The following is an 18,398-nucleotide window of genomic DNA, read 5'->3' on the forward strand; positions in this document are numbered from 1 at the left end:
CGTGAACGACACGACCGGCGACATGCTCCGCGTCGAAGACCTCAGCGTCGAGTTCCGCACCGCGAACGGCGTCACGCGCGTCGTCGACTCCATCGACTTCGCCGTGCCGCGCGGCGGCGCCCTCGGCATCGTGGGCGAGTCCGGCTCGGGCAAGTCGATGACGAGCCTGGCGATCATGGGGCTTCTCCCCAAGGGCGGCACAGCGACCGGCTCGATCCGATTCGACGGGAAGGACCTGCTGTCGGAGCGCGAGAGCGCGATGCGCCGCATCCGGGGCGATCGGATCGCGATGATCTTCCAGGACCCGCTTTCGTCGCTGAACCCCTACTACACCGTCGGGGTCCAGATAGCCGAGGCCTACCGCTCGCACCGCTCCGGAGTGTCGGCCCGTGCGGCGAAGAAGGTCGCTGTCGAGGCCATGGATCGCGTCCACATCCACGACGCGGCCCGTCGGGCGGACCACTACCCGCACCAGTTCTCGGGTGGCATGCGCCAGCGCATCATGATCGCCATGGCACTCAGCATGGAGCCCGACCTCATCATCGCCGACGAGCCGACGACGGCGCTGGACGTCACAGTGCAGGCCCAGATCCTGGCGCTGCTCGCCGAGATCCGACGCGACACCGGTGCGGGACTGATCCTCATCACCCACGACCTCGCGGTGGTGAGCGAGGTCGCCGACCGCATCGTGGTCATGCGCGGCGGGCACCTCGTCGAGAAGGGATCCGTCGAGGACGTCTTCAGCGACCCGCAGCACGAGTACACGCGGCGACTGCTCGACGCCGTGCCCCGCATCGACGACGAGATCGGCGAGCTCCGCACGACGGCGATCCCCGTCGTTGCAGAGGAGGAGAAGCGATGACGGATGCCACTGCGCTGTGCCGGGCGACGGGTCTGGTGAAGGAGTTCACCAGCCACGGACCGATGCTGAGCCGCCCCACGACCTTCCGCGCCGTCGACGACGTCTCGTTCGAGGTGTTCCGCGGCGAGACCCTGGCACTCGTCGGCGAGTCCGGTTCCGGCAAGTCGACCACGGCCCGCCTCGTGGCGCGCTTGATGGAGCCCACCGCCGGAACGGTGGAGTTCGAAGGCCAGGATGTCACGAGCCTGAAGGGCCGCGCGCTGCATTCCTTCCGCAGCGACGTCCAGGTCATCTTCCAGGACCCGTACTCGTCGCTGAACCCCCGGCACACCGTCGAAGGTCTCGTGACCGCCCCGCTGCGTTATCAGAAACGCAAGATCCCCGGGGGGGCCCGCGCGTTCACGCGCAGCCTGATGGAGCGAGTCGGCCTCAATCCCGACCACTCGGGCCGGTATCCGGCGCAGTTCTCGGGCGGGCAGGCGCAGCGCATCGGCATCGCCCGGGCGCTCGCGGTCGGCCCGAAGCTCGTGATCTGCGACGAGGCCGTCTCGGCGCTCGACGTCTCGGTGCAGGCCCAGGTGATCAATCTGCTCCGCTCGCTCCAGCGCGACGAGGGGTTCGGCTACCTGTTCATCGCGCACGATCTCGCCGTCGTGCGCCAGATCGCGACCCGCGTGGCGGTCATGAGCCGTGGCCGGATCGTCGAGCAGGGCGAACGGGATCGCATCTTCGCAGACCCCCAGGACGAATACACCCGCACGCTGCTCGCGGCGGTCCCGCGCATCGATCCCGAGTGGGACGCGCGCCGGCGCGAGGCGGAGCGACGCCGTGCGGCCATGGCATCGGAGGCCTCATGACGACGACGTACCACCTGCCCGGCATCCACGTCACGGAGGCCTACATCGACGTCCCGCTGGACTGGGACGCCCCGGCGGGCCGGTCGATCGAGGTGTTCGTGCGCGAACTCGTCGATCCCGCGCGCGTGGGCGACGATCTGCCGCTCCTCACCTATCTGCAGGGCGGTCCGGGAGGCGCCAACCCCCGCCCCCTGCGGCGCGATGGGTGGCTCGACGAAGCGCTGGCGGACTACCGCGTCGTGCTCGTCGACCAGCGCGGAACGGGCCGCAGCCACCCGCTCGAGGCCGCCGACGTCGAGCCGCTCGCCGCTGAGGCCGGCGCTGACCTGCTGGCCCTGTTCCGGGCCGACTCGATCGTCCGCGACCTCGAGCACGTGCGGAACACGAGGTACGAAGGCCGACGGTGGGCCACGCTCGCGCAGAGCTACGGCGGCTTCCTCACCCTGACCTACCTCTCGATCGCCCCCGACGCCCTCGCCGCCTGCTACATCTGCGGCGGGATCCCGGGAACGCCCCCGCGGGCGGACGAGGTGTACGCGCGCACGTTCGACCGCGTCGCACAGAAGACGGCCGAGCTGTACCGGCGGTTCCCCGCTGACGCCGTGGCGGTCGCCCGCATCGCGGACGTGCTCGCGCACGAGGACGTCCTGCTCCCGGACGGCGATCGGCTGACAGTGCACCGGTTCCAGTCGCTCGGCATCGACCTCGGCATGAAGCCGGGGCACGAGCGCCTGCACTGGCTCTTCGAGAAGGCGTTCACACGAGCGGGCCGGCTGTCGACCGCGTTCCTCCAGGACACGATGACCCTCACCTCCAGTGCCGGCAATCCGCTGTTCTGGACGCTCCAGGAGTCGATCTACGGCGACCCCGGCAGCGGACCGACGGCCTGGGCTGCGCAGACGGCCCGCGACGGGCGGCCGGCGTTCGACCCGGAGCGGCGGCCGCTGCTGTTCACGGGCGAGATGGCGTTCCCGTGGATGTTCGACGAGGTGCGGCTGCTGCGCGGCTTCCGCGATGCCGTGCACGCCCTCGCCGAGCGGACCGCGTGGACGCCGCTGTACGACGCCGGCCGGCTCGCGGCATCCGAGGTGCCGCTCGCCGCGGCGGTGTACTTCGACGACATGTTCGTCGACGCCGGGCTGCAGCTCGACACGCTCTCGCGCATCGGGAACTCGCAGTACTGGGTCACCAACGAATTCGAGCACGACGGAATCGGGTCGGGCCGGACGTTCACCGCGCTGCGGGAACTCGTGCGCGACCGAGGAGGAGAGACACGATGACGCATCACCACACCCCCGTCAGGCCGCCCTACGCGGGCACGCGTTACCCGCGCCTGGCAGAGATCCCCGCCTTCACGGAGTTCATCGCGTCCCGCTGGGACGACGTGGCCGTGCATCCGACGCTTCCCTCCGGCACGGCGGCGGCCGCGGCATCCCACCGATCGCGACTGAGCGCCGCGCTGCCGGGCCTGACGCTCGTCGCCGCGGCGGGCAGCGCCCCCGTCCGCAACGACGACGCCGCCTACGGGTTCCGCGCCGACAGCAGCTTCGTGTGGCTGACCGGCTGCCAGATCGAGGATGCGGTGCTCGTCATGTGGCCGGTCGCCGGCGGTCACGACGCCGTGCTCTACCTCCCGCGCCCGTTCCGGCCCGGCGACGACGGCTTCTTCTCGGATGCCGCGCACGGGGAGCTGTGGGTCGGCCCGTCGGCCGGGCTGCCGGAGTGGAGCGACGCCCTGCAGGTGACCGTCGAGCCTCTCGAGTCGCTCGAGGCCCGGCACGCAGACCTGCGCGGTGCCCACGCCGCACGCTCGGCCGCCCCGCTGACCGCGGCCGCGGGTGCGAACGTCTCGCCGGAGCTCGAGCGCACGCTGTCCCGGCTGCGCATGGTTAAGGACGAGTGGGAGATCACGCAGCTGCGCGCCGCCGTGGACGCGACGGTCGGCGGGTTCGAGGCCGTCGTCGCCGAGGTGCCGCGCGCCATCGCGGACGGGCTCGGGGAGCGGTGGCTGCAGGGGACGTTCGACCGGCACGCGCGCACGTTCGGAAACGGCCCCGGCTATTCCACCATCGTCGGCTCGGGTGCGCACGCACCCATCCTCCACTGGGTCCGATGCGACGGCCCGATCCTGCCCGACGCCGCGCTCCTGCTCGACATGGGCGTCGAGGCGCATTCGCTCTACACCGCCGACGTCACCCGCACGGTTCCGGCGAGGGGCACCTTCACCACTTCCCAGCGGGCGGTGCACGACCTCGTCGAGAAGGCGCATCGCGCGGGCCTCGAGCAGATCCGCCCCGGCACGCCCTACCTCGACTTCCACTTCGCCGCCATGGAGGTGATCGCCCAGGGGCTGCACGACTGGGGTCTGCTTCCGGTCTCGGTGGACGAGGCGCTCTCCCCCGAGGGGCAGCAGCACCGGCGATACCTGGCGTGCGGCATCGGCCACCACCTGGGCCTGGATGTGCACGACTGCAGCCAGGCGCACTACGAGGACTACATGGGCGCCGACCTCGAACCAGGCGTCGTCATGACCGTCGAGCCCGGGCTCTACTTCCACGCCCACGACCTCACGCTGCCTCCCGAGCTGCGCGGCATCGGAGTGCGCCTGGAGGACGACGTCCTGGTCACGGAGTCCGGCTCCGAGGTCCTCTCGTCCGCCCTCCCCATCGACGCGGACGGCGTCGAGCAGTGGACGCGCACGCACCTCGGGTCGGGAGCGTGAGCGCCGCGACGGCCACTCGCCTGGCGCTGGACTTCCCGCTCGCGGACGTCCGGCTGGGCGAGACGAGCGTGTTCCAGCGCGCTCGCGACGAGATGCTCCACCTGGCCCACGTGTATCCCATCGACCGGCTCCTCGCCGTATTCCGAGCCAATTCCGGGCTCGACACCCGCGGCGCAGTGCCGCCGGGCTCGTGGGAGGACTTCGGGCACCCCGCCGAAGACGCGTGGAGCGAGCACGACTACCCCGGCCGCGAGGCCGCCCAGACGGCCAACCTGCTTCGCGGCCACTACGCCGGGCATTTCCTGTCGATGCTCGCGATGGCCGCCGCAGGCGAAGGCGACCCGGTGCTCCACGCCAAGACCGAGGAGTTCGTCGCGGGTCTCGCCGAGGTGCAGTCGGTCCTCGCGGCGACGGGCCGCTACTCCCACCCGGGGTTCCTCGCCGCCTACGGCGAGTGGCAGTTCTCCCGGCTCGAGGACGGCGCCCCTTACGGCGAGATCTGGGCACCGTACTACACCTGCCACAAGATCATGGCCGGCCTCCTCGACGCGCACGAGCTGGTCGGCAGCGAGCAGGCGCTCGCCGTGGCGAGGGCGATGGGGCGCTGGGTCCACGGCCGTCTCTCGCGGCTGGACGACGCCCGGCGCCAACACATGTGGTCCCTCTACATCGCCGGTGAGTTCGGCGGCATGAACGAGACGATGACGCGGCTCGCGGCTGTCGCCGACGAGCCGCTCTTCCTCGAGACCGCGAGGATGTTCGATCAGCACGAGCTCGTCGCCGCAGGAGCGTCACGCCGCGACATCCTCGACGGCATGCACGCCAATCAGCACCTGCCACAGCTCATCGGCTACGTTCACGAGTACGAGGCCACCGGCGAGCGCGCGTATCTCGACGCCGCCGCCGGGCTGTGGGACCAGGTGGTGCCGGGGCGCATGTACGCGCACGGCGGCACCGGGGAGAGCGAGCTGTGGGGGCCGGCCGGCCGCGTCGCCGGCGACATCGGGCACCGCAACGCCGAGACATGCGCGACCTACAACCTGCTGAAGCTCTCGCGACTGCTGTTCCAGCACACGCTCGACGCGAAGTACATGGAGTACTACGAGCGCGGCGCGCTCAACCACATCCTCGGTTCCCGGCGGGACGTCCGCTCCGAGACGAGCCCCGAGGTCACCTACATGTTCCCGGTGCACCCGGGCGCCCTCCCCGAGTTCGACAACGTCGGAACGTGCTGCGGCGGGACCGGCCTCGAGAACCACGTCAAGTACCAGGACTCCGTGTTCTTCCGCGGGGTCGGCACCGACGCCGAGCTGTGGATCAATCCGCACACGCCCGCCGAACTCACGTGGCGCGAACGAGGGTTACGCATCGTCCTCGAATCCGAGCTTCCGCTCGGCTCGCAGGTGCGCATACGGGTGGAGCGGACCGACGGATGCCCCGACCCGGTGCCGCTGACTCTGCACGTGCGCGTCCCCGGATGGGTCGGCGCGCCGGCGTCCGCCCGGATCGGCGCCGAGCCTGTGGCGCTGGACGTGCGGCCAGGGCAGTATGCGGACGTGCACCGCGACTGGACGCCCGGCGAAGAGCTGGTCCTCGAACTGCCGATGAGCCTGCGAGCCCACGCGACGCCCGACGATCCGCAGGTGCGTCACGTCGCCTTCGGCCCGAGCGTCCTGGCGGCCCGGTCCGACAGCACGACGTGGCTCGAGATCGCCCTCGATCGTCGGCGGCTGCTCGACGGCACCCTCATCGGCGACGACGCGGATCCGCGGACGACGCTGCTCTCGGAAGGCGCCGTGCGCGTCGACGGCCTGCCCTTCGCGCCCGTGTGGACGGGGACCGACCACCGGTACCACCTGTACGTGCGATCGGCGGACGCCACGATCGGCTTCGCGGGCGTCGACACCGGCGTCGCCGCGCGCCGACGTGAGGACGGCGCCACGATCCTTGACGATCTCTGGACCGACCCCCTCCCCTGCACGCGAAGCGCATTCGTCGCCCGCGTGCTGGGTGCGGTGCAGCTCGGGCACGCCGACTCCCTGCTGAGCCTCGGCGAGGCGCGCACGGTGCTCCGTCGCGCACTGGAGCTCGATGCGGCGAGCCTCCGGGGAGCGTGGGAAGACGCACCCGACGTCGGGCCGGCCGAGGAGTGGCTCGAGCAGACCGCGGACGTCGAGTACGCGGCATCCGTCCCCCTCGTCGAGATCCTCGCACCCGAGCCGGCCGCGTCCGGCTGGCATACGACACCGCCGCAGATCCGCGTGCGTGCGACGTGCGGGGAGCACGAGGTCGAGTCCGTCGAAGTGCGCGTCGGAGAGGACGACTGGCAGGTGTACACCGACGTGCTGCGGGTCGGGATCGAGGGCTCGGTGCGCATCGAGGCGCGGGCCACCGCTTCGGGACTCACCGGATTCGCAGCACGCACGCTCCACATCGACACGACTCCTCCGGTGACCGAGGCACGCGTGAAGCCCTTGGGCGCCGGCGTCGAGATCACCTTCGTCGCGCGCGACGACGTCTCAGGTGCCGAACGCATCCAGTGGCAGGGGCCGGGGACCTTCTGGGCGACCTTCCAGGAGGCGTTCGTGCGCGCACTCACCGACGACGAGCAGATCATCGAGTACGCAGCGACCGACCGCGCCGGCAACGAGGAGCCGCGTCGCAGGCTCGTCCTGCCCGGGCGGCCGCGGACCTAGACGGAACCCGTCCGCCCCATTACCATTGCAATTGCACCTATCGACACTGGAGACACGATGACCGACCGCAAGCCCTGGCACGGTGTGAACCTCGCCACGACCCTCCCCATCAATCCCGACTTCTCGGTGAACTACGACGCGTACGCCGAGCACGTGCGCTTCACGACATCGAACGGCGTCACGGGGATCATCCCCAACGGGTCGCTCGGCGAGTACCAGACGCTCACCGAGGATGAGCGCCGACAGGTCTACCTCACCGCCCTGGACGCTGCTCCTACGGGAACCGCCGTCATCCCCGGCGTCGGCGCCTACGGCGCGCTCGAGAGCGTGCGCCTGACCGAGCACGCGGCCGAGCACGGCGCCCCCGCCGTCATGCTGCTTCCACCCAACGCGTACCGTGCGAGCGACGACGAGGTCGTCGACCACTTCCGCCGCGTCGCCGCCGTGGGCCTGCCGGTGCTGGCCTACAACAACCCCATCGACACCAAGGTCGACCTGCGACCGGATCTGCTGGCGCGCCTGTACCAGGAAGGCCTGATCGTCTCCGTGAAGGAGTTCTCGGGCGACGTGCGCCACGCGTTCGAGATCCGCGAGCTCGCTCCGGGCCTCGACATCTCGATCGGCTCCGACGACGTCGTACTCGAACTCGGTATCAACGGAGCCGTCGGCTGGGTCGCCGGCTACCCGAACGCGATTCCCGCGTCGACTGTGGAGCTGTACAACCTGTCGACCTCCGACGACCCGACCGACTGGGTCAAGGCTCGCGACATCTACCGCGACCTCCACGCGCTGCTGCGCTGGGACTCGAAGACCTGGTTCGTCCAGGCGATCAAGCTCTCGCAGGAGGTCGCCGGTGTCGCCCCAGCAGGCATCACCACGCGCCCGCCGCGCCTGCCGCTCCCCGACGACGTGCGCGCGCGTATCATCTCCGACACCGAGGCCGTCCTGGCCAAGGGCTACCGCTGATCCGAGGACCCGAATGCGATCGCAGCGCGTTTTCCACGCCGTCGACTCCCACACCGAGGGCATGCCCACCCGCGTCATCGTGGGCGGGATGGGTGTGCTCCCGGGAGCGACGATGGAGGAGCGTCGCCAGTGGTTCATGGCGAACAGCGACGACGTGCGTACTCTCCTGATGAACGAGCCTCGCGGGCACAGCGCGATGAGCGGCGCGATCCTGCAGCCGCCTACGCGTCCTGACGCGGACTTCGGCGTGCTGTACATCGAGGTGTCGGGCTGCCTCCCCATGTGCGGGCACGGCACCATCGGCGTCGCGACCGTGCTGGTCGAGACCGGGATGGTGCCGGTCGTCGAGCCGGTGACGACGATCCGCCTCGACACGCCGGCAGGCCTCGTGATCGCCGACGTCGCCGTCGCCGAGGGGCATGCCGAGAGCGTCACGATCCGCAACGTGCCCTCGTTCGTGGTCGGGCTCGATCGGTCGGTCGACGTCCCCGGCTACGGCGCGGTGTCGTACGACCTCGCATTCGGCGGCAACTTCTACGCCATCGTGTCGCTCGACAGCCTCGGCCTGCCCTTCGAGCGTTCGCGCAAGGACGACCTCCTCGCGGCGGGACTGGCCATCATGGCCGCGATCGACGAGGTGGATGAGCCGAGGCACCCGGTCGATCCCACGATCCACGGCTGCCACCACGTGTACCTCGAGGCGCCGGGCTCCACCGCCCGCCACTCGCGCCACGCCATGGCGATCCACCCGGGGTGGTTCGACCGCTCCCCCTGCGGGACCGGGACGAGTGCGCGCATGGCCCAGCTGCACGCACGGGGCCTGCTGCCGCTCGGCACCGACTTCGTGAACGAGTCCTACATCGGCACCGCCTTCACCGGCCGACTCGTCGAAGAGACCTGGGTCGCCGGCACCCCGGCCGTGATCCCGACGATCACAGGCCGCGCCTGGGTCACGGGTACGGCGCAATACATGCTCGATCCGTCCGATCCGTTCCCGCGGGGGTTCGTGCTGTGAGCCTCTCCTCCACTGTCGGCATCCCGGTCGTGAGCGCGACCGACATCGACGCTGCCCTCTCACGCAGGGACGCGGTCGAGGCGATCACGGCCACGCTGCGGGCCGGGTGGGATGTCGAGAACGCCCACGACCGCCTGTTCGCCCCGCTCGCGGGCGGCGAGTTCCTGCTGATGCCGGCGGAGTCCGCGTCTTCCGCGGGAATCAAGGTGGCCACGATCGCCCCGGGCAACACGCGGCTCGGCCTGCCGAAGATCCACGCGTGGTACCTCCTGTTCGACCGGGAGACGCTCGAGCCCCGCGCGGTCCTCGACGGCGCGCGCCTGACGACGCTGCGCACGCCCGCGGTGACGGCTGTGGCGGTCTGCGGGCTGCTGACCGCCGATCCCGCCGGCCCCCGGACCTCGATCGACCACCTCGCCGTCGTAGGGTCTGGGCCTCAGGCGGTCGAGCACATCCTGACCCTCGCCGACCTACTGCCGGCCGGGCGGGTGAGCGTGATCGGGCGGACGCCCGGCCGCGTCGACTCCGCCGTCGCCGCACTGCGCGCCGCCGGCATCGCGGCGGACGCCGGCTCGCGCGACGACGTGGCTGCGGCGGACGTCGTGGTTACCGCCACCTCGTCGCCGAGACCCCTGCTCGACCTCGACGACGTACGCCCGGACGCCGTGGTCGCGGCGATCGGGTCGCACGGGCGCGATCACCGCGAACTCGGCGAGCGACTGGTGCGGGCGGCCGACCTCGTGGTCGAGGCGCGCGCGTCGGCGTTGCGTGAGAACGGCAATCTCGCCGCCGCGCGCACGGACGAGGAATGGGCGGGCGGCACCCAGCCGATCGCGAACCTCGCCGAGCTGATCCGCGGTGAGTTCGTCCGCCGTCCCGGCGCGCCGGCAGTGTACACCGGGGTCGGCATGGCGTGGGAAGACCTGGCCGTCGTGGAGAGGATCATGGAGTCCACGCGAACGGACGAGCCGTCCGCGTCCGAGGAGGCCCACAGATGACCGGTCCCGAGCTGCGCAGCGTCGTGCGCCTGAGCAAGCAGCCGAGCATCCGCGACACCGTCACGCGGGCGCTGCGCTCGGCGATCATCAGCGGTGAGATGCAGCCCGGTCGTGTGTACTCGGCCCCGAGCCTCGGTGAGCAGTTCGGCGTGTCGGCGACGCCGATCCGCGAGGCGATGCTCGACCTCGTCCGCGAAGGGCTGGTCATCGCGCTGCCCAACCGCGGATTCCAGGTGACCGAGGTGTCGCCGCAGGACCTCCTCGAGGTGACCGAGCTGCGTCTTCTGCTCGAGCCGCCCGCGATCGAGCGCGCGACCCCGCATGTCCCCGCCGAAGCGCTCCCCGGTCTCCGGCGGCAGGCCGCGGCGATCATCGAGGGCGCCGAGACCGGCGACCTCATCGGGTATCTCACCGCGGACAGCGACTTCCACCTGGCCCTGCTGCAGTACGCAGGCAACTCGCGCCTGACCGAGCTCGTGGCCTCGCTGCGCTCGCAGACCAGGTTGTTCGGCCTCTCGGCGCTCGCCGAGCAAGGCCGGCTGACCTCGTCCGCGCGCGAGCACGATCTCATGCTCGACGCGATCGAGGCCGGCGACGCGGCACTCGCGCGCGAGCTGGTCCATGCCCACATCGAGCACGTCCTGACCGACTGGTCCGATTACTCCGCCGCCGGGTCCCCTCCCGCGGGCATCCCCCGCCCCGCATGAGCGCGGCCGCAGCACCCCGCTCGGACGTCGTGATCATCGGAGCGGGGATCCTCGGCGCGGCCGTCGCGTACTTCGCCTCGTCGGCGGGCCTGTCGGTAACGGTCGTCGAGCGCGGCTCGATCGCGTCCGGCACCACCAGCAGGTGCGAGGGGAACCTCCTCGTCTCCGACAAGGAGGTCGGGCCCGAGCTCGATCTGTCGCTCTACTCGCAGACGCTCTGGCGCGGCGAGCTGGCGGAGCACGCCGCGGACTGGGAGTTCGAGGCGAAGGGCGGACTGGTCGTGTCGGCGACGGACCGCGGCAAGCGCGCCCTGGGCGCGCTCGTGGCGCACCAGCGCGGACTCGGCATCCGTGTCGACGACGTCGGCGATGCGGGGGCACTGCGCGAGATCGAGCCGTACCTGAACCCCGCGATGGCGGGCGGCGCGTTCTACCCCGACGACGCCCAGGTGCAGCCCGTGCTCGCGGCGCACCACCTGCTGCGCCTCGCCCGCGACCGCGGGGCCCGGCTGCTGACCCGCACCGCTGTCCACGCGATCCACGTGACGAGCGGCCGCGCCACCGGAGTCGACACCACCGCCGGACGCATCGACGCGGGCGCCGTGATCGTCTGCGCCGGCCCGTGGAGCGGCGAGGTCGCCGCCCTCGCGGGCGTCACACTCCCCGTGCTCCCCCGCCGCGGATTCGTCCTCGTCTCGGAGCCGCTGCCCCCGACCGTCCGCCACAAGGTCTACTCGGCGGAGTACGTCGAGAACGTGGCGAGCTCGGACGCCGGACTCCAGGTGTCGTCGGTCGTCGAGGGCACGCCGAGCGGCACGATCCTCATGGGCGCCAGCCGCGAGCGGGTGGGGTTCGACACCACGTTCTCGTCCGAGGCGGTCGGCCGCATCGCGCGCGCCGGGATCGAACTGTTCCCCGTGCTCGCCGGCGTCCAGATCATGCGCACCTATTCCGGGTTCCGCCCGTACTGCCCGGACCATCTCCCCGTCATCGGGGAGGACGGAAGGATGCCGGGGCTCTGGCACGCCGCCGGCCACGAGGGCGCGGGCATCGGCTTGTCGGTCGGCACCGCGAAGCTCCTCGTGCAATCCCTGCGGGGCGAGCCCACCGACCTCTCCCTGGAGCCGTTCCGGCCGCATCGGTTCGACGAAAGGCCTGCCGCATGAACGCTCCGAAGCCGGACCGCACCGGCGAGCTCACGTTCGACGGGCGGAGCATCGCCTTCCGCGAGGGTCAGACGATCGGCGCCGCGCTCGCGGCGGCGGGGGTCTCCGCGTGGCGCACGACCCGCGTGACCGGCGAGCCGCGCGGGCTGTTCTGCGGCATCGGCGTCTGCTATGACTGCATCCTCACCGTCGACGGCGCCCGGGCGCGGCGGGCCTGTGTCACACCCGCACGCGACGGGCAGGTCGTGCGCAGCGACGACCCGCACGAGGCGCTGCCGATGGCGGGAGGGCACGGTGGCTGAGGCATCCGTCTACGAGCTCGCAGTGATCGGTGCGGGGCCTGCGGGCCTGTCTGCCGCCGTCGCGGCGGCCGAACGCGGCCTGGCGGTCGCGCTCGTCGACGCCGGGCAGCAGAGCGGCGGCCAGTACTGGCGGCACCCCGACGAACAGCACCTCGACGCATTCGAACGCCACGAATCGACCGGGCACCACCACTGGTCTCAGTACCGCGATCTTCGCGCCCGGCTGCGGCGTGCGGTCGAGGGCGGGCGGCTCGTCCACGTCGCGGGGCGGCACGTGTGGCGCATCGACCGCGATGAGACGCTGCTGGTCCTGCGCACGACGTTCACATCCGACGAGGACGCGACGGATGCCGGCGAGCCGGCCGTCCGAGCCGAGCGGGTGGTGCTCGCCACGGGCGCGTACGACCGCCAGCTCCCCCTTCCCGGGTGGACGACCCCAGGAGTGATGGCCGCGGGCGGCGTGCAGGCGCTCCTCAAGGCGAACCAGGTGGCGGCGGGACGGCGCGCCGTCGTCGCCGGCACCGGGCCGTTCCTCCTCTCGGTCGCCGCGGGGCTGGCCGACGCCGGCGTCGAGGTGGTCGCCGTGTGCGATGCGAACGCGCTGTCGCGCTGGGCCGCCACGCCGCTGCGGGCGATCCAGGAGCCCGGCAAGCTGCTCGAGGGCATCGGCTATGCCGCCGCGTTCTTGAAGCACCGCATCGCGCTGCGCACCCGCACCATCGTCGCGGCGGTCTCGGGCGAGGGGCGCGTCTCACGCGTGACGCTGGCCGGCGTCGACGCCCGCGGCCGGATCCAGCCCGGCACCGAGCGCACCGTCGAGGCCGACCTGGTCGCGCTCGGCTGGGGCTTCACGCCGCAGCTCGAGCTCGCGATCGGCGTGGGCGCGAAGACGCGCGTCGACGTCGACGACTCTCTCGTCGCAGTCGCCGACGCCGACCAGCGCGCGAGCGTCCCCGGGGTCTACCTCGCCGGCGAAGTGACCGGCATCGGCGGCGCGGTGCAGTCGTGTGCCGAAGGCGAGCTCGCCGCGCTCACCGCCGCGGTCGACGCCGGCCGCGCCGACGACCCGCGCCGGCGCGCGCGGCTGCGTCGCCGCATCGCCCGGGGCCGCCGGTTCGCGGTCGGCATGCACCAGGCCTCTCCCGTGCCCGCCGAATGGACGACATGGCTCGCGGCGGACACGACGGTCTGCCGATGCGAAGAGGTCGACGCGGGTGCGGTGGCCGTCACCGTGCACGGGCTCGGCGCCGACGACCCGCGCGACGTCCGGGTCACGGCGCGCCCGGGCATGGGCCTGTGCCAGGGCCGCGTCTGCGGGTTCGCGCTCTCGTGCCTGGTGTCGGCCCAGACCGGGCGGCCGGCCGGCCCCGCAGACCTCGAGCCGCTCGCAAAACGGCCACTGGCGACCCCGGTGAAGGTCGCCGACCTCGCAGCGCTCGCCGACGGAAAGGACTGACCGATGACCATCCCCGCATCCACGCCCGAGGACGTCTCCGCGATCGTGCGACGCGCGGCCGCGGCATCCGCGATCTGGCGGCGCAGCACGATCGGCGAACGCGTCCGTGCGCTCGGCGCCGTCGCGGACGCGCTCGACGCCCACGCCGACGAGCTCATCGCCGAAGCCCGGCGCGAGACGCATCTCGCCGAGGCGCGCCTGCGCGGCGAGGTGCGCCGCACCAGCTTCCAGCTGCGGCTGTTCGGCGACGTGCTCGAGGAGGGCACCTGGCTCGACGCCCGCATCGACCGGGCGGACGGCGAGTGGCCGATGGGCGCGCCCCGCCCCGACCTGCGCCGCCAGCTCGAGCCGATCGGACCCGTGCTCGTGTTCTCCGCGAGCAACTTTCCGTTCGCCTTCTCGGTGGCGGGCGGCGACTCCGCGAGCGCGCTGGCCGCGGGCAACGCGGTCGTCGTGAAGGCCCACCGCGGGCACCCGCAGCTCTCCGCGCTGACGACGCAGGTGGTGCGCGACGCGCTGGCCGCAGTCGGGGCACCACGCGGTCTGTTCGACACCGTGTACGGCACGCAGGCCGGGGTGCAGGCGCTCAAGGACCCGCTGATGCAGGCGGCCGCGTTCACCGGATCGATCGCCGGCGGCCGCGCGCTCTTCGACATCGCCTCGTCCCGGCCCCAGCCCATCCCCTTCTACGGCGAGCTCGGCAGCGTGAACCCGGCGTTCGTCACGCGGTCGGCCGCGGCCGAGCGGGGCGATGAGATCGTGCAGGGCTTCGTCGCCTCGGTCACCGGCAGCTCCGGCCAGCTGTGCACGAAGCCGGGCGTCCTGCTCGTCCCCGCCGACTCGGGCCTGGATGCGATGCTCGCGTTGGCGTCGCTGCCCGCACCGGCGCCGCTGCTCAACGACGGGATCGCCGAGGGCTTCCGCGGTGCGGTCGAGGCGACGGCATGCCACCACGCCGTCGAGGTGCTTTCGGGCTCACGGCATGCGGACGGCGATCCGGCGCCGGTTCTGTTGAAAACCACCGCAGCAGCCCTGCGCGCCGACCACGAGTCGCTCATCTCCGAGATGTTCGGCCCGGCGGCTCTCGTCGCCACCTACGAGGACGAGTCCGAGATAGTCGCCGTCGCGGAGGTCCTCGATGGCCAGCTGACCGCGACGGTCTTCGGGTCCGAGGGCGACGCGGTCGCCGCCGAGCTCGTGCCGGTGCTGTCGACCAAAGCGGGACGGGTGCTGTGGAACCAATGGCCCACCGGCGTCTCGGTGACCTGGGCGCAGCAGCACGGCGGACCCTACCCCGCGACGACGGCCGTAGGCACCACGTCAGTAGGCAGTGCGGCGATCACGCGATTCCTGCGCCCGGTGACCTATCAGAATATGCCCGATGCCCTACTGCCGCCGGCTCTGCAGGCATCCAACCCCCTCGGGATCCCCCGGCGGATCGACGGCGTGCTGATCGCAGCATGACAGCACGCGCATGACGATGCGGCCCCTGGGGGAACCCCGGGGGCCGCATTGTTTCCCGTCGCATGAATCCCTGGTGTCATTTCACATATCACCAGTACCATTGCACTACTACCGGGCGGAATCAGTCCGGACAGTACCAGATGCGACGACGCTCCACCCCGCGGTTCCGGCCGTGCCGGAGCATCGTCGCCCGGCTGAGATCAACGGAGTAGCAGATGAAACGCAGGAGAACACTCGTCGGCGGCCTGACCGTCGGCGGCCTCGTCGTCGCCTCGGCGCTGTCATGGACCGGCCCCGCCGCCGTCGCCGCCGACGGCGATGTGCCCGTGGCCGGCGATGGCACAGTGCAGCTCGACACGGGCTACGACGGGCCCCAGGTCACCGAGGTGCGGGTGGTCAACGAGGCGAAGTACCTCGAGATCTACTGGGACCGCTACGTCGACGAGAACGCGGCGGTGAGCCCGGACAACATCACGCTGCGCAACGGCGAGCGCACCATCGCCCTGAAGGCGAAGCCGGCGCAGGGCGGCACCGACACCATCTTCTTCGACAGGGACAACAAGCAGATCGCCGCGACGGCCGCCAACAGCATGGCGCGGCTGCCCGAGGACCTCCACCTGTCGAGCATCGCCTACACCGGCCCGATCGACCCGAACCTGCCCCTCACCCTCGAGATCGACGGCGCCGCCATCGCCGATTCCGCCGGCAAGCCGGCCAAGACGGCGACCTACACGGGTGTGCCGAAGCTCGACTACTACACGCAATCGCTGATGACAGGTGCAGGCATCGAGGTCAAGGCGGGGGGCCGCGTCGCGGCCGCCACCCTCACCAAGGCCGCCGCTCAGGTCGACGCCCAGCTCGCGCAAACCGGCACGGGCATCGCGGCCACCATGGCCGCGAACGGGTGTTCCCTGGCGGTCTACGGCTCGCGCGAGAACGCATACCTCGTTCCCGAGCACCGGGGCGGGTACAACCCGACCATGTACGACGTTGAGGGCTACGGCGGGAATATGTGGAACGACTGCGTGTCGTCGATCTCGGAGCGTAACGTGCTACGCACGCGTGGCGACGCCAACGCGTTCCTGAACACGGCGTACCCGAACGAGAACATCCTCGTGCACGAATTCGGTCACGCGGTGCTCTCGGTCGGCATCGAGGAGCAGGCGGACCCGACCCTCTCCGACGCCTTCTTCGCCGCGTACGAGAACGCTTACACGACCGGTCGCTGGCCGAACACCTACGCGATGTCCAACCGCGACGAGTTCTTCGCGACGCTTTCGGCGATCTGGTTCGACAACATGGCCGAGAAGCCCGACTGGAACGATGGCGTGCGCAGTCCCATCAACACGCGCGGGGAGCTGAAGGAATACGACCCGATGTCGTACGCCTTCTTCGCGTCGATCTACCCGGACGACGTCACAATGCCCTCGCCATGGGACGTGGCGGGGCCCGACATCTACCACGGCGACTTCCGCCGAGAGCCCGCGCAGCCGGCCCGCGTGGAGGCGACGGACGTCGACTACGGCCAGGACATCTTCCGGATCGTCACCGCCAGCCTGGGTTCGGAGTATCAGATCGATCGCTACGCCGGCGATCCCGACCACCCGTCGCGCGACATGGTGATCTGGTTCCGGTGGGGCGGCGGCGTCTGGAAGCTCGCGTACGAGGGCGGCGGCTTCGTCATCAGCGCGTCGGACGGCAGCGGCGTGCTGGCCGCCGTCTCCGACACGGAGGTCGCGTATCGCGGCATCGAGCGCGACGCATCCGACCCGCGCCAGACGTGGACGTTCGCGGCCGACGTCACGACCGCTGCGAACGCCTACGACGGGCATCTCGTGAACCGGGCCAACGGCCGTTCGCTCGTCCTGGACGGGCGGCCCGGCTCGGGGGTGTCGATGACGCTGACGGATGCGGCGGCGGCAACGCGCTGGATGCTCGAGGACACGGACCGCACGGCGGCGCAGGGTACGTCGGCCTACATCCTGCCGGTGCGGGTGACGCTTGTCTCGGGTGATGAGTTGGCGACCATCGACGCCCCCGCGCAGGGCTTCGGCCTGCCCTCCGTCACGGACGTCGCCGGCGAAGACTGGTCGCGCAGCGGCGAGCGCTTCGCCGGATGGGCACTGGCAGGCTCGAGCGATCCGCTGCCTGCGGGATGGACGATTCCCGCGGGCGCGACATCCGTCGACCTCGTCGCGCTGTGGGCGCCCGACACCGCCGCTCCTGAAGCCGTCCTGGTCTCCCCGGCGGCCGCCGGACCTCTCGCCGCGCTGTCGATCCAGGTCGACGCGACCGACGACGTCGGACTCGCGAAGATCGTCGCCGATGTCTACAAGGGCGGCAAGCTCATCAAGAGCACCCGCACGGCGCTGGACGGAGACACCGCGGCATCCCACACCGCGACGGTCGGTGGCCTCGCCGACGGCGCGTACACCGTGAGGTACTACGCGAAGGACGAAGCGGGCAACGTCTCGGCCACGACCTCGTTCGCGCTGTCGATCGACGCCACCGCGCCGACCGTCAAGGTCAAGAGCGGCGCAGCCTTCACGAGCGGCGGCGACGGCACGTACACCGCGGTGAGCTTCAAGATCCGCGATAACGACCGCGTGGCATCGGTGACGCTCAACGGAGTGGTGCAGGAGACGTCCGGAACGAAGAGTGACATCGATCGCATCCAGCCCGGGCAGCCTGGCGCACAGCTCGGCGAGAACGTGCTCGTGGTCGCCGACGTCGCCGGCAACACCACCGAGGTGAGATTCACCCTCGAGGGGTAAGGGACGTGCCGGGGGATCGGCTCCTTCCGATCCCCTGCGCCCCTCGGCCGGGCGGGACGCCGATCGCGTCCTGTCCGGCCGCCGTCACCCCTGGTGGCGTCGCCGCGGGCGCGAGGGCAGCTAGGGGTTCGGGTTCGTCGCCTTGCCGTCGAGCCAGAGGGTGTTCGACGGGTCGGAGTGGGCGGTGCCGGTGCCGACGTGCTTGTCGCTGATCTGCGGGCCTTTGGTGATGACGTGGACGAGTGCCATCGCGTGCCCGCGGCCGAGGCCGTAGTCGGCGGCGAGCCATTCGACGATCGGGGTCGCCTTCGTGCTTTCGCCGAAGCCCTTCTCGTGCGCGATATCGAGGAACTGCCGCGGCGTGAGGCCGGTCTTGGCCTCGATGTTGTCGAGATATGCCTGGAATGTCATGT

At 71.3% G+C, this 18,398-nt stretch carries 15 protein-coding genes; 14 read left to right on the forward strand and 1 reads right to left on the reverse strand.

Features of this window, described 5'->3' with window-relative positions:
* Position 1: 1 nt before the first annotated feature.
* The 14 genes from B1729_RS09460 to B1729_RS09525 all read left to right on the forward strand — a co-directional run bounded on the left by B1729_RS09460 (position 2) and on the right by B1729_RS09525 (position 17,985).
* Positions 2-862, forward strand: coding sequence for an ABC transporter ATP-binding protein (locus B1729_RS09460; protein WP_239539581.1), 861 nt, complete (start codon positions 2-4; stop codon positions 860-862).
* Positions 859-1,719, forward strand: coding sequence for an ATP-binding cassette domain-containing protein (locus B1729_RS09465; RefSeq protein WP_163618194.1), 861 nt, complete (start codon positions 859-861; stop codon positions 1,717-1,719). Before B1729_RS09460 ends, B1729_RS09465 begins: the two co-directional genes overlap by 4 nt.
* Positions 1,716-2,999: an alpha/beta fold hydrolase gene (locus B1729_RS09470; RefSeq protein WP_204318896.1), complete on the forward strand. Its 1,284-nt coding sequence runs from the start codon at positions 1,716-1,718 to the stop codon at positions 2,997-2,999. Before B1729_RS09465 ends, B1729_RS09470 begins: the two co-directional genes overlap by 4 nt.
* Positions 2,996-4,441: an aminopeptidase P family protein gene (locus B1729_RS09475; protein WP_163632372.1), complete on the forward strand. Its 1,446-nt coding sequence runs from the start codon at positions 2,996-2,998 to the stop codon at positions 4,439-4,441. The genes B1729_RS09470 and B1729_RS09475 overlap by 4 nt, the downstream gene beginning before the upstream one ends.
* Positions 4,438-7,137, forward strand: coding sequence for a beta-L-arabinofuranosidase domain-containing protein (locus B1729_RS09480; protein WP_163618191.1), 2,700 nt, complete (start codon positions 4,438-4,440; stop codon positions 7,135-7,137). The genes B1729_RS09475 and B1729_RS09480 overlap by 4 nt, the downstream gene beginning before the upstream one ends.
* Before the next feature lie 57 nt (positions 7,138-7,194).
* The gene (locus B1729_RS09485; protein ID WP_163618190.1) at positions 7,195-8,103 is read left to right on the forward strand and encodes a dihydrodipicolinate synthase family protein; all 909 of its coding nucleotides are present in this window, start codon (positions 7,195-7,197) and stop codon (positions 8,101-8,103) included.
* Positions 8,104-8,116: 13 nt separating this feature from the next.
* Positions 8,117-9,118: a proline racemase family protein gene (locus tag B1729_RS09490; protein ID WP_163618189.1), complete on the forward strand. Its 1,002-nt coding sequence runs from the start codon at positions 8,117-8,119 to the stop codon at positions 9,116-9,118.
* On the forward strand, positions 9,115-10,116 hold the full coding sequence (locus B1729_RS09495; RefSeq protein WP_163618188.1) for an ornithine cyclodeaminase family protein: 1,002 nt from the start codon (positions 9,115-9,117) through the stop codon (positions 10,114-10,116). The genes B1729_RS09490 and B1729_RS09495 overlap by 4 nt, the downstream gene beginning before the upstream one ends.
* Positions 10,113-10,823, forward strand: coding sequence for a GntR family transcriptional regulator (locus B1729_RS09500; protein ID WP_163618187.1), 711 nt, complete (start codon positions 10,113-10,115; stop codon positions 10,821-10,823). Before B1729_RS09495 ends, B1729_RS09500 begins: the two co-directional genes overlap by 4 nt.
* Positions 10,820-11,989, forward strand: coding sequence for an FAD-dependent oxidoreductase (locus B1729_RS09505; protein ID WP_163632374.1), 1,170 nt, complete (start codon positions 10,820-10,822; stop codon positions 11,987-11,989). Before B1729_RS09500 ends, B1729_RS09505 begins: the two co-directional genes overlap by 4 nt.
* On the forward strand, positions 11,986-12,291 hold the full coding sequence (locus tag B1729_RS09510) for a (2Fe-2S)-binding protein (RefSeq protein WP_163618185.1): 306 nt from the start codon (positions 11,986-11,988) through the stop codon (positions 12,289-12,291). Before B1729_RS09505 ends, B1729_RS09510 begins: the two co-directional genes overlap by 4 nt.
* Positions 12,284-13,747 carry an FAD-dependent oxidoreductase gene (locus tag B1729_RS09515; protein WP_163632376.1) on the forward strand — a complete coding sequence of 488 codons (1,464 nt, stop codon included), beginning with the start codon at positions 12,284-12,286 and terminating at the stop codon, positions 13,745-13,747. Before B1729_RS09510 ends, B1729_RS09515 begins: the two co-directional genes overlap by 8 nt.
* 3 nt (positions 13,748-13,750) lie before the next feature.
* A complete protein-coding gene (locus B1729_RS09520) occupies positions 13,751-15,211 on the forward strand; it encodes an aldehyde dehydrogenase (NADP(+)) (protein ID WP_163618183.1) in 1,461 nt (486 codons plus the stop codon).
* A gap of 215 nt (positions 15,212-15,426) precedes the next feature.
* Positions 15,427-17,985 (forward strand): hypothetical protein, encoded by a 2,559-nt coding sequence (locus B1729_RS09525; RefSeq protein ID WP_163632378.1) that lies wholly within the window; start codon positions 15,427-15,429, stop codon positions 17,983-17,985.
* Positions 17,986-18,105: 120 nt separating this feature from the next.
* On the opposite strand, the gene B1729_RS09530 is transcribed toward B1729_RS09525, so the two are convergent.
* Complete coding sequence (locus B1729_RS09530) at positions 18,106-18,396, reverse strand: DUF4287 domain-containing protein (protein WP_163618181.1); 291 nt, start codon at positions 18,394-18,396, stop codon at positions 18,106-18,108.
* Between the last annotated feature and the right edge of the window lie 2 nt (positions 18,397-18,398).

The organism is Microbacterium sp. B35-04, from assembly GCF_010634885.1.
Taxonomy (GTDB): domain Bacteria; phylum Actinomycetota; class Actinomycetes; order Actinomycetales; family Microbacteriaceae; genus Microbacterium.

What these genes read in the sequence shown, in the direction of transcription:
- B1729_RS09465 (WP_163618194.1), top strand. Translation starts at nt 859, where the DNA reads ATGACGGATGCCACTGCGCTGTGCCGGGCGACGGGTCTGGTGAAGGAG.
- B1729_RS09470 (WP_204318896.1), top strand. Translation starts at nt 1,716, where the DNA reads ATGACGACGACGTACCACCTGCCCGGCATCCACGTCACGGAGGCCTAC.
- B1729_RS09475 (WP_163632372.1), top strand. Translation starts at nt 2,996, where the DNA reads ATGACGCATCACCACACCCCCGTCAGGCCGCCCTACGCGGGCACGCGT.
- B1729_RS09485 (WP_163618190.1), top strand. Translation starts at nt 7,195, where the DNA reads ATGACCGACCGCAAGCCCTGGCACGGTGTGAACCTCGCCACGACCCTC.
- B1729_RS09490 (WP_163618189.1), top strand. Translation starts at nt 8,117, where the DNA reads ATGCGATCGCAGCGCGTTTTCCACGCCGTCGACTCCCACACCGAGGGC.
- B1729_RS09500 (WP_163618187.1), top strand. Translation starts at nt 10,113, where the DNA reads ATGACCGGTCCCGAGCTGCGCAGCGTCGTGCGCCTGAGCAAGCAGCCG.
- B1729_RS09505 (WP_163632374.1), top strand. Translation starts at nt 10,820, where the DNA reads ATGAGCGCGGCCGCAGCACCCCGCTCGGACGTCGTGATCATCGGAGCG.
- B1729_RS09510 (WP_163618185.1), top strand. Translation starts at nt 11,986, where the DNA reads ATGAACGCTCCGAAGCCGGACCGCACCGGCGAGCTCACGTTCGACGGG.
- B1729_RS09520 (WP_163618183.1), top strand. Translation starts at nt 13,751, where the DNA reads ATGACCATCCCCGCATCCACGCCCGAGGACGTCTCCGCGATCGTGCGA.
- B1729_RS09525 (WP_163632378.1), top strand. Translation starts at nt 15,427, where the DNA reads ATGAAACGCAGGAGAACACTCGTCGGCGGCCTGACCGTCGGCGGCCTC.
- B1729_RS09530 (WP_163618181.1), bottom strand. Translation starts at nt 18,396, where the DNA reads ATGACATTCCAGGCATATCTCGACAACATCGAGGCCAAGACCGGCCTC.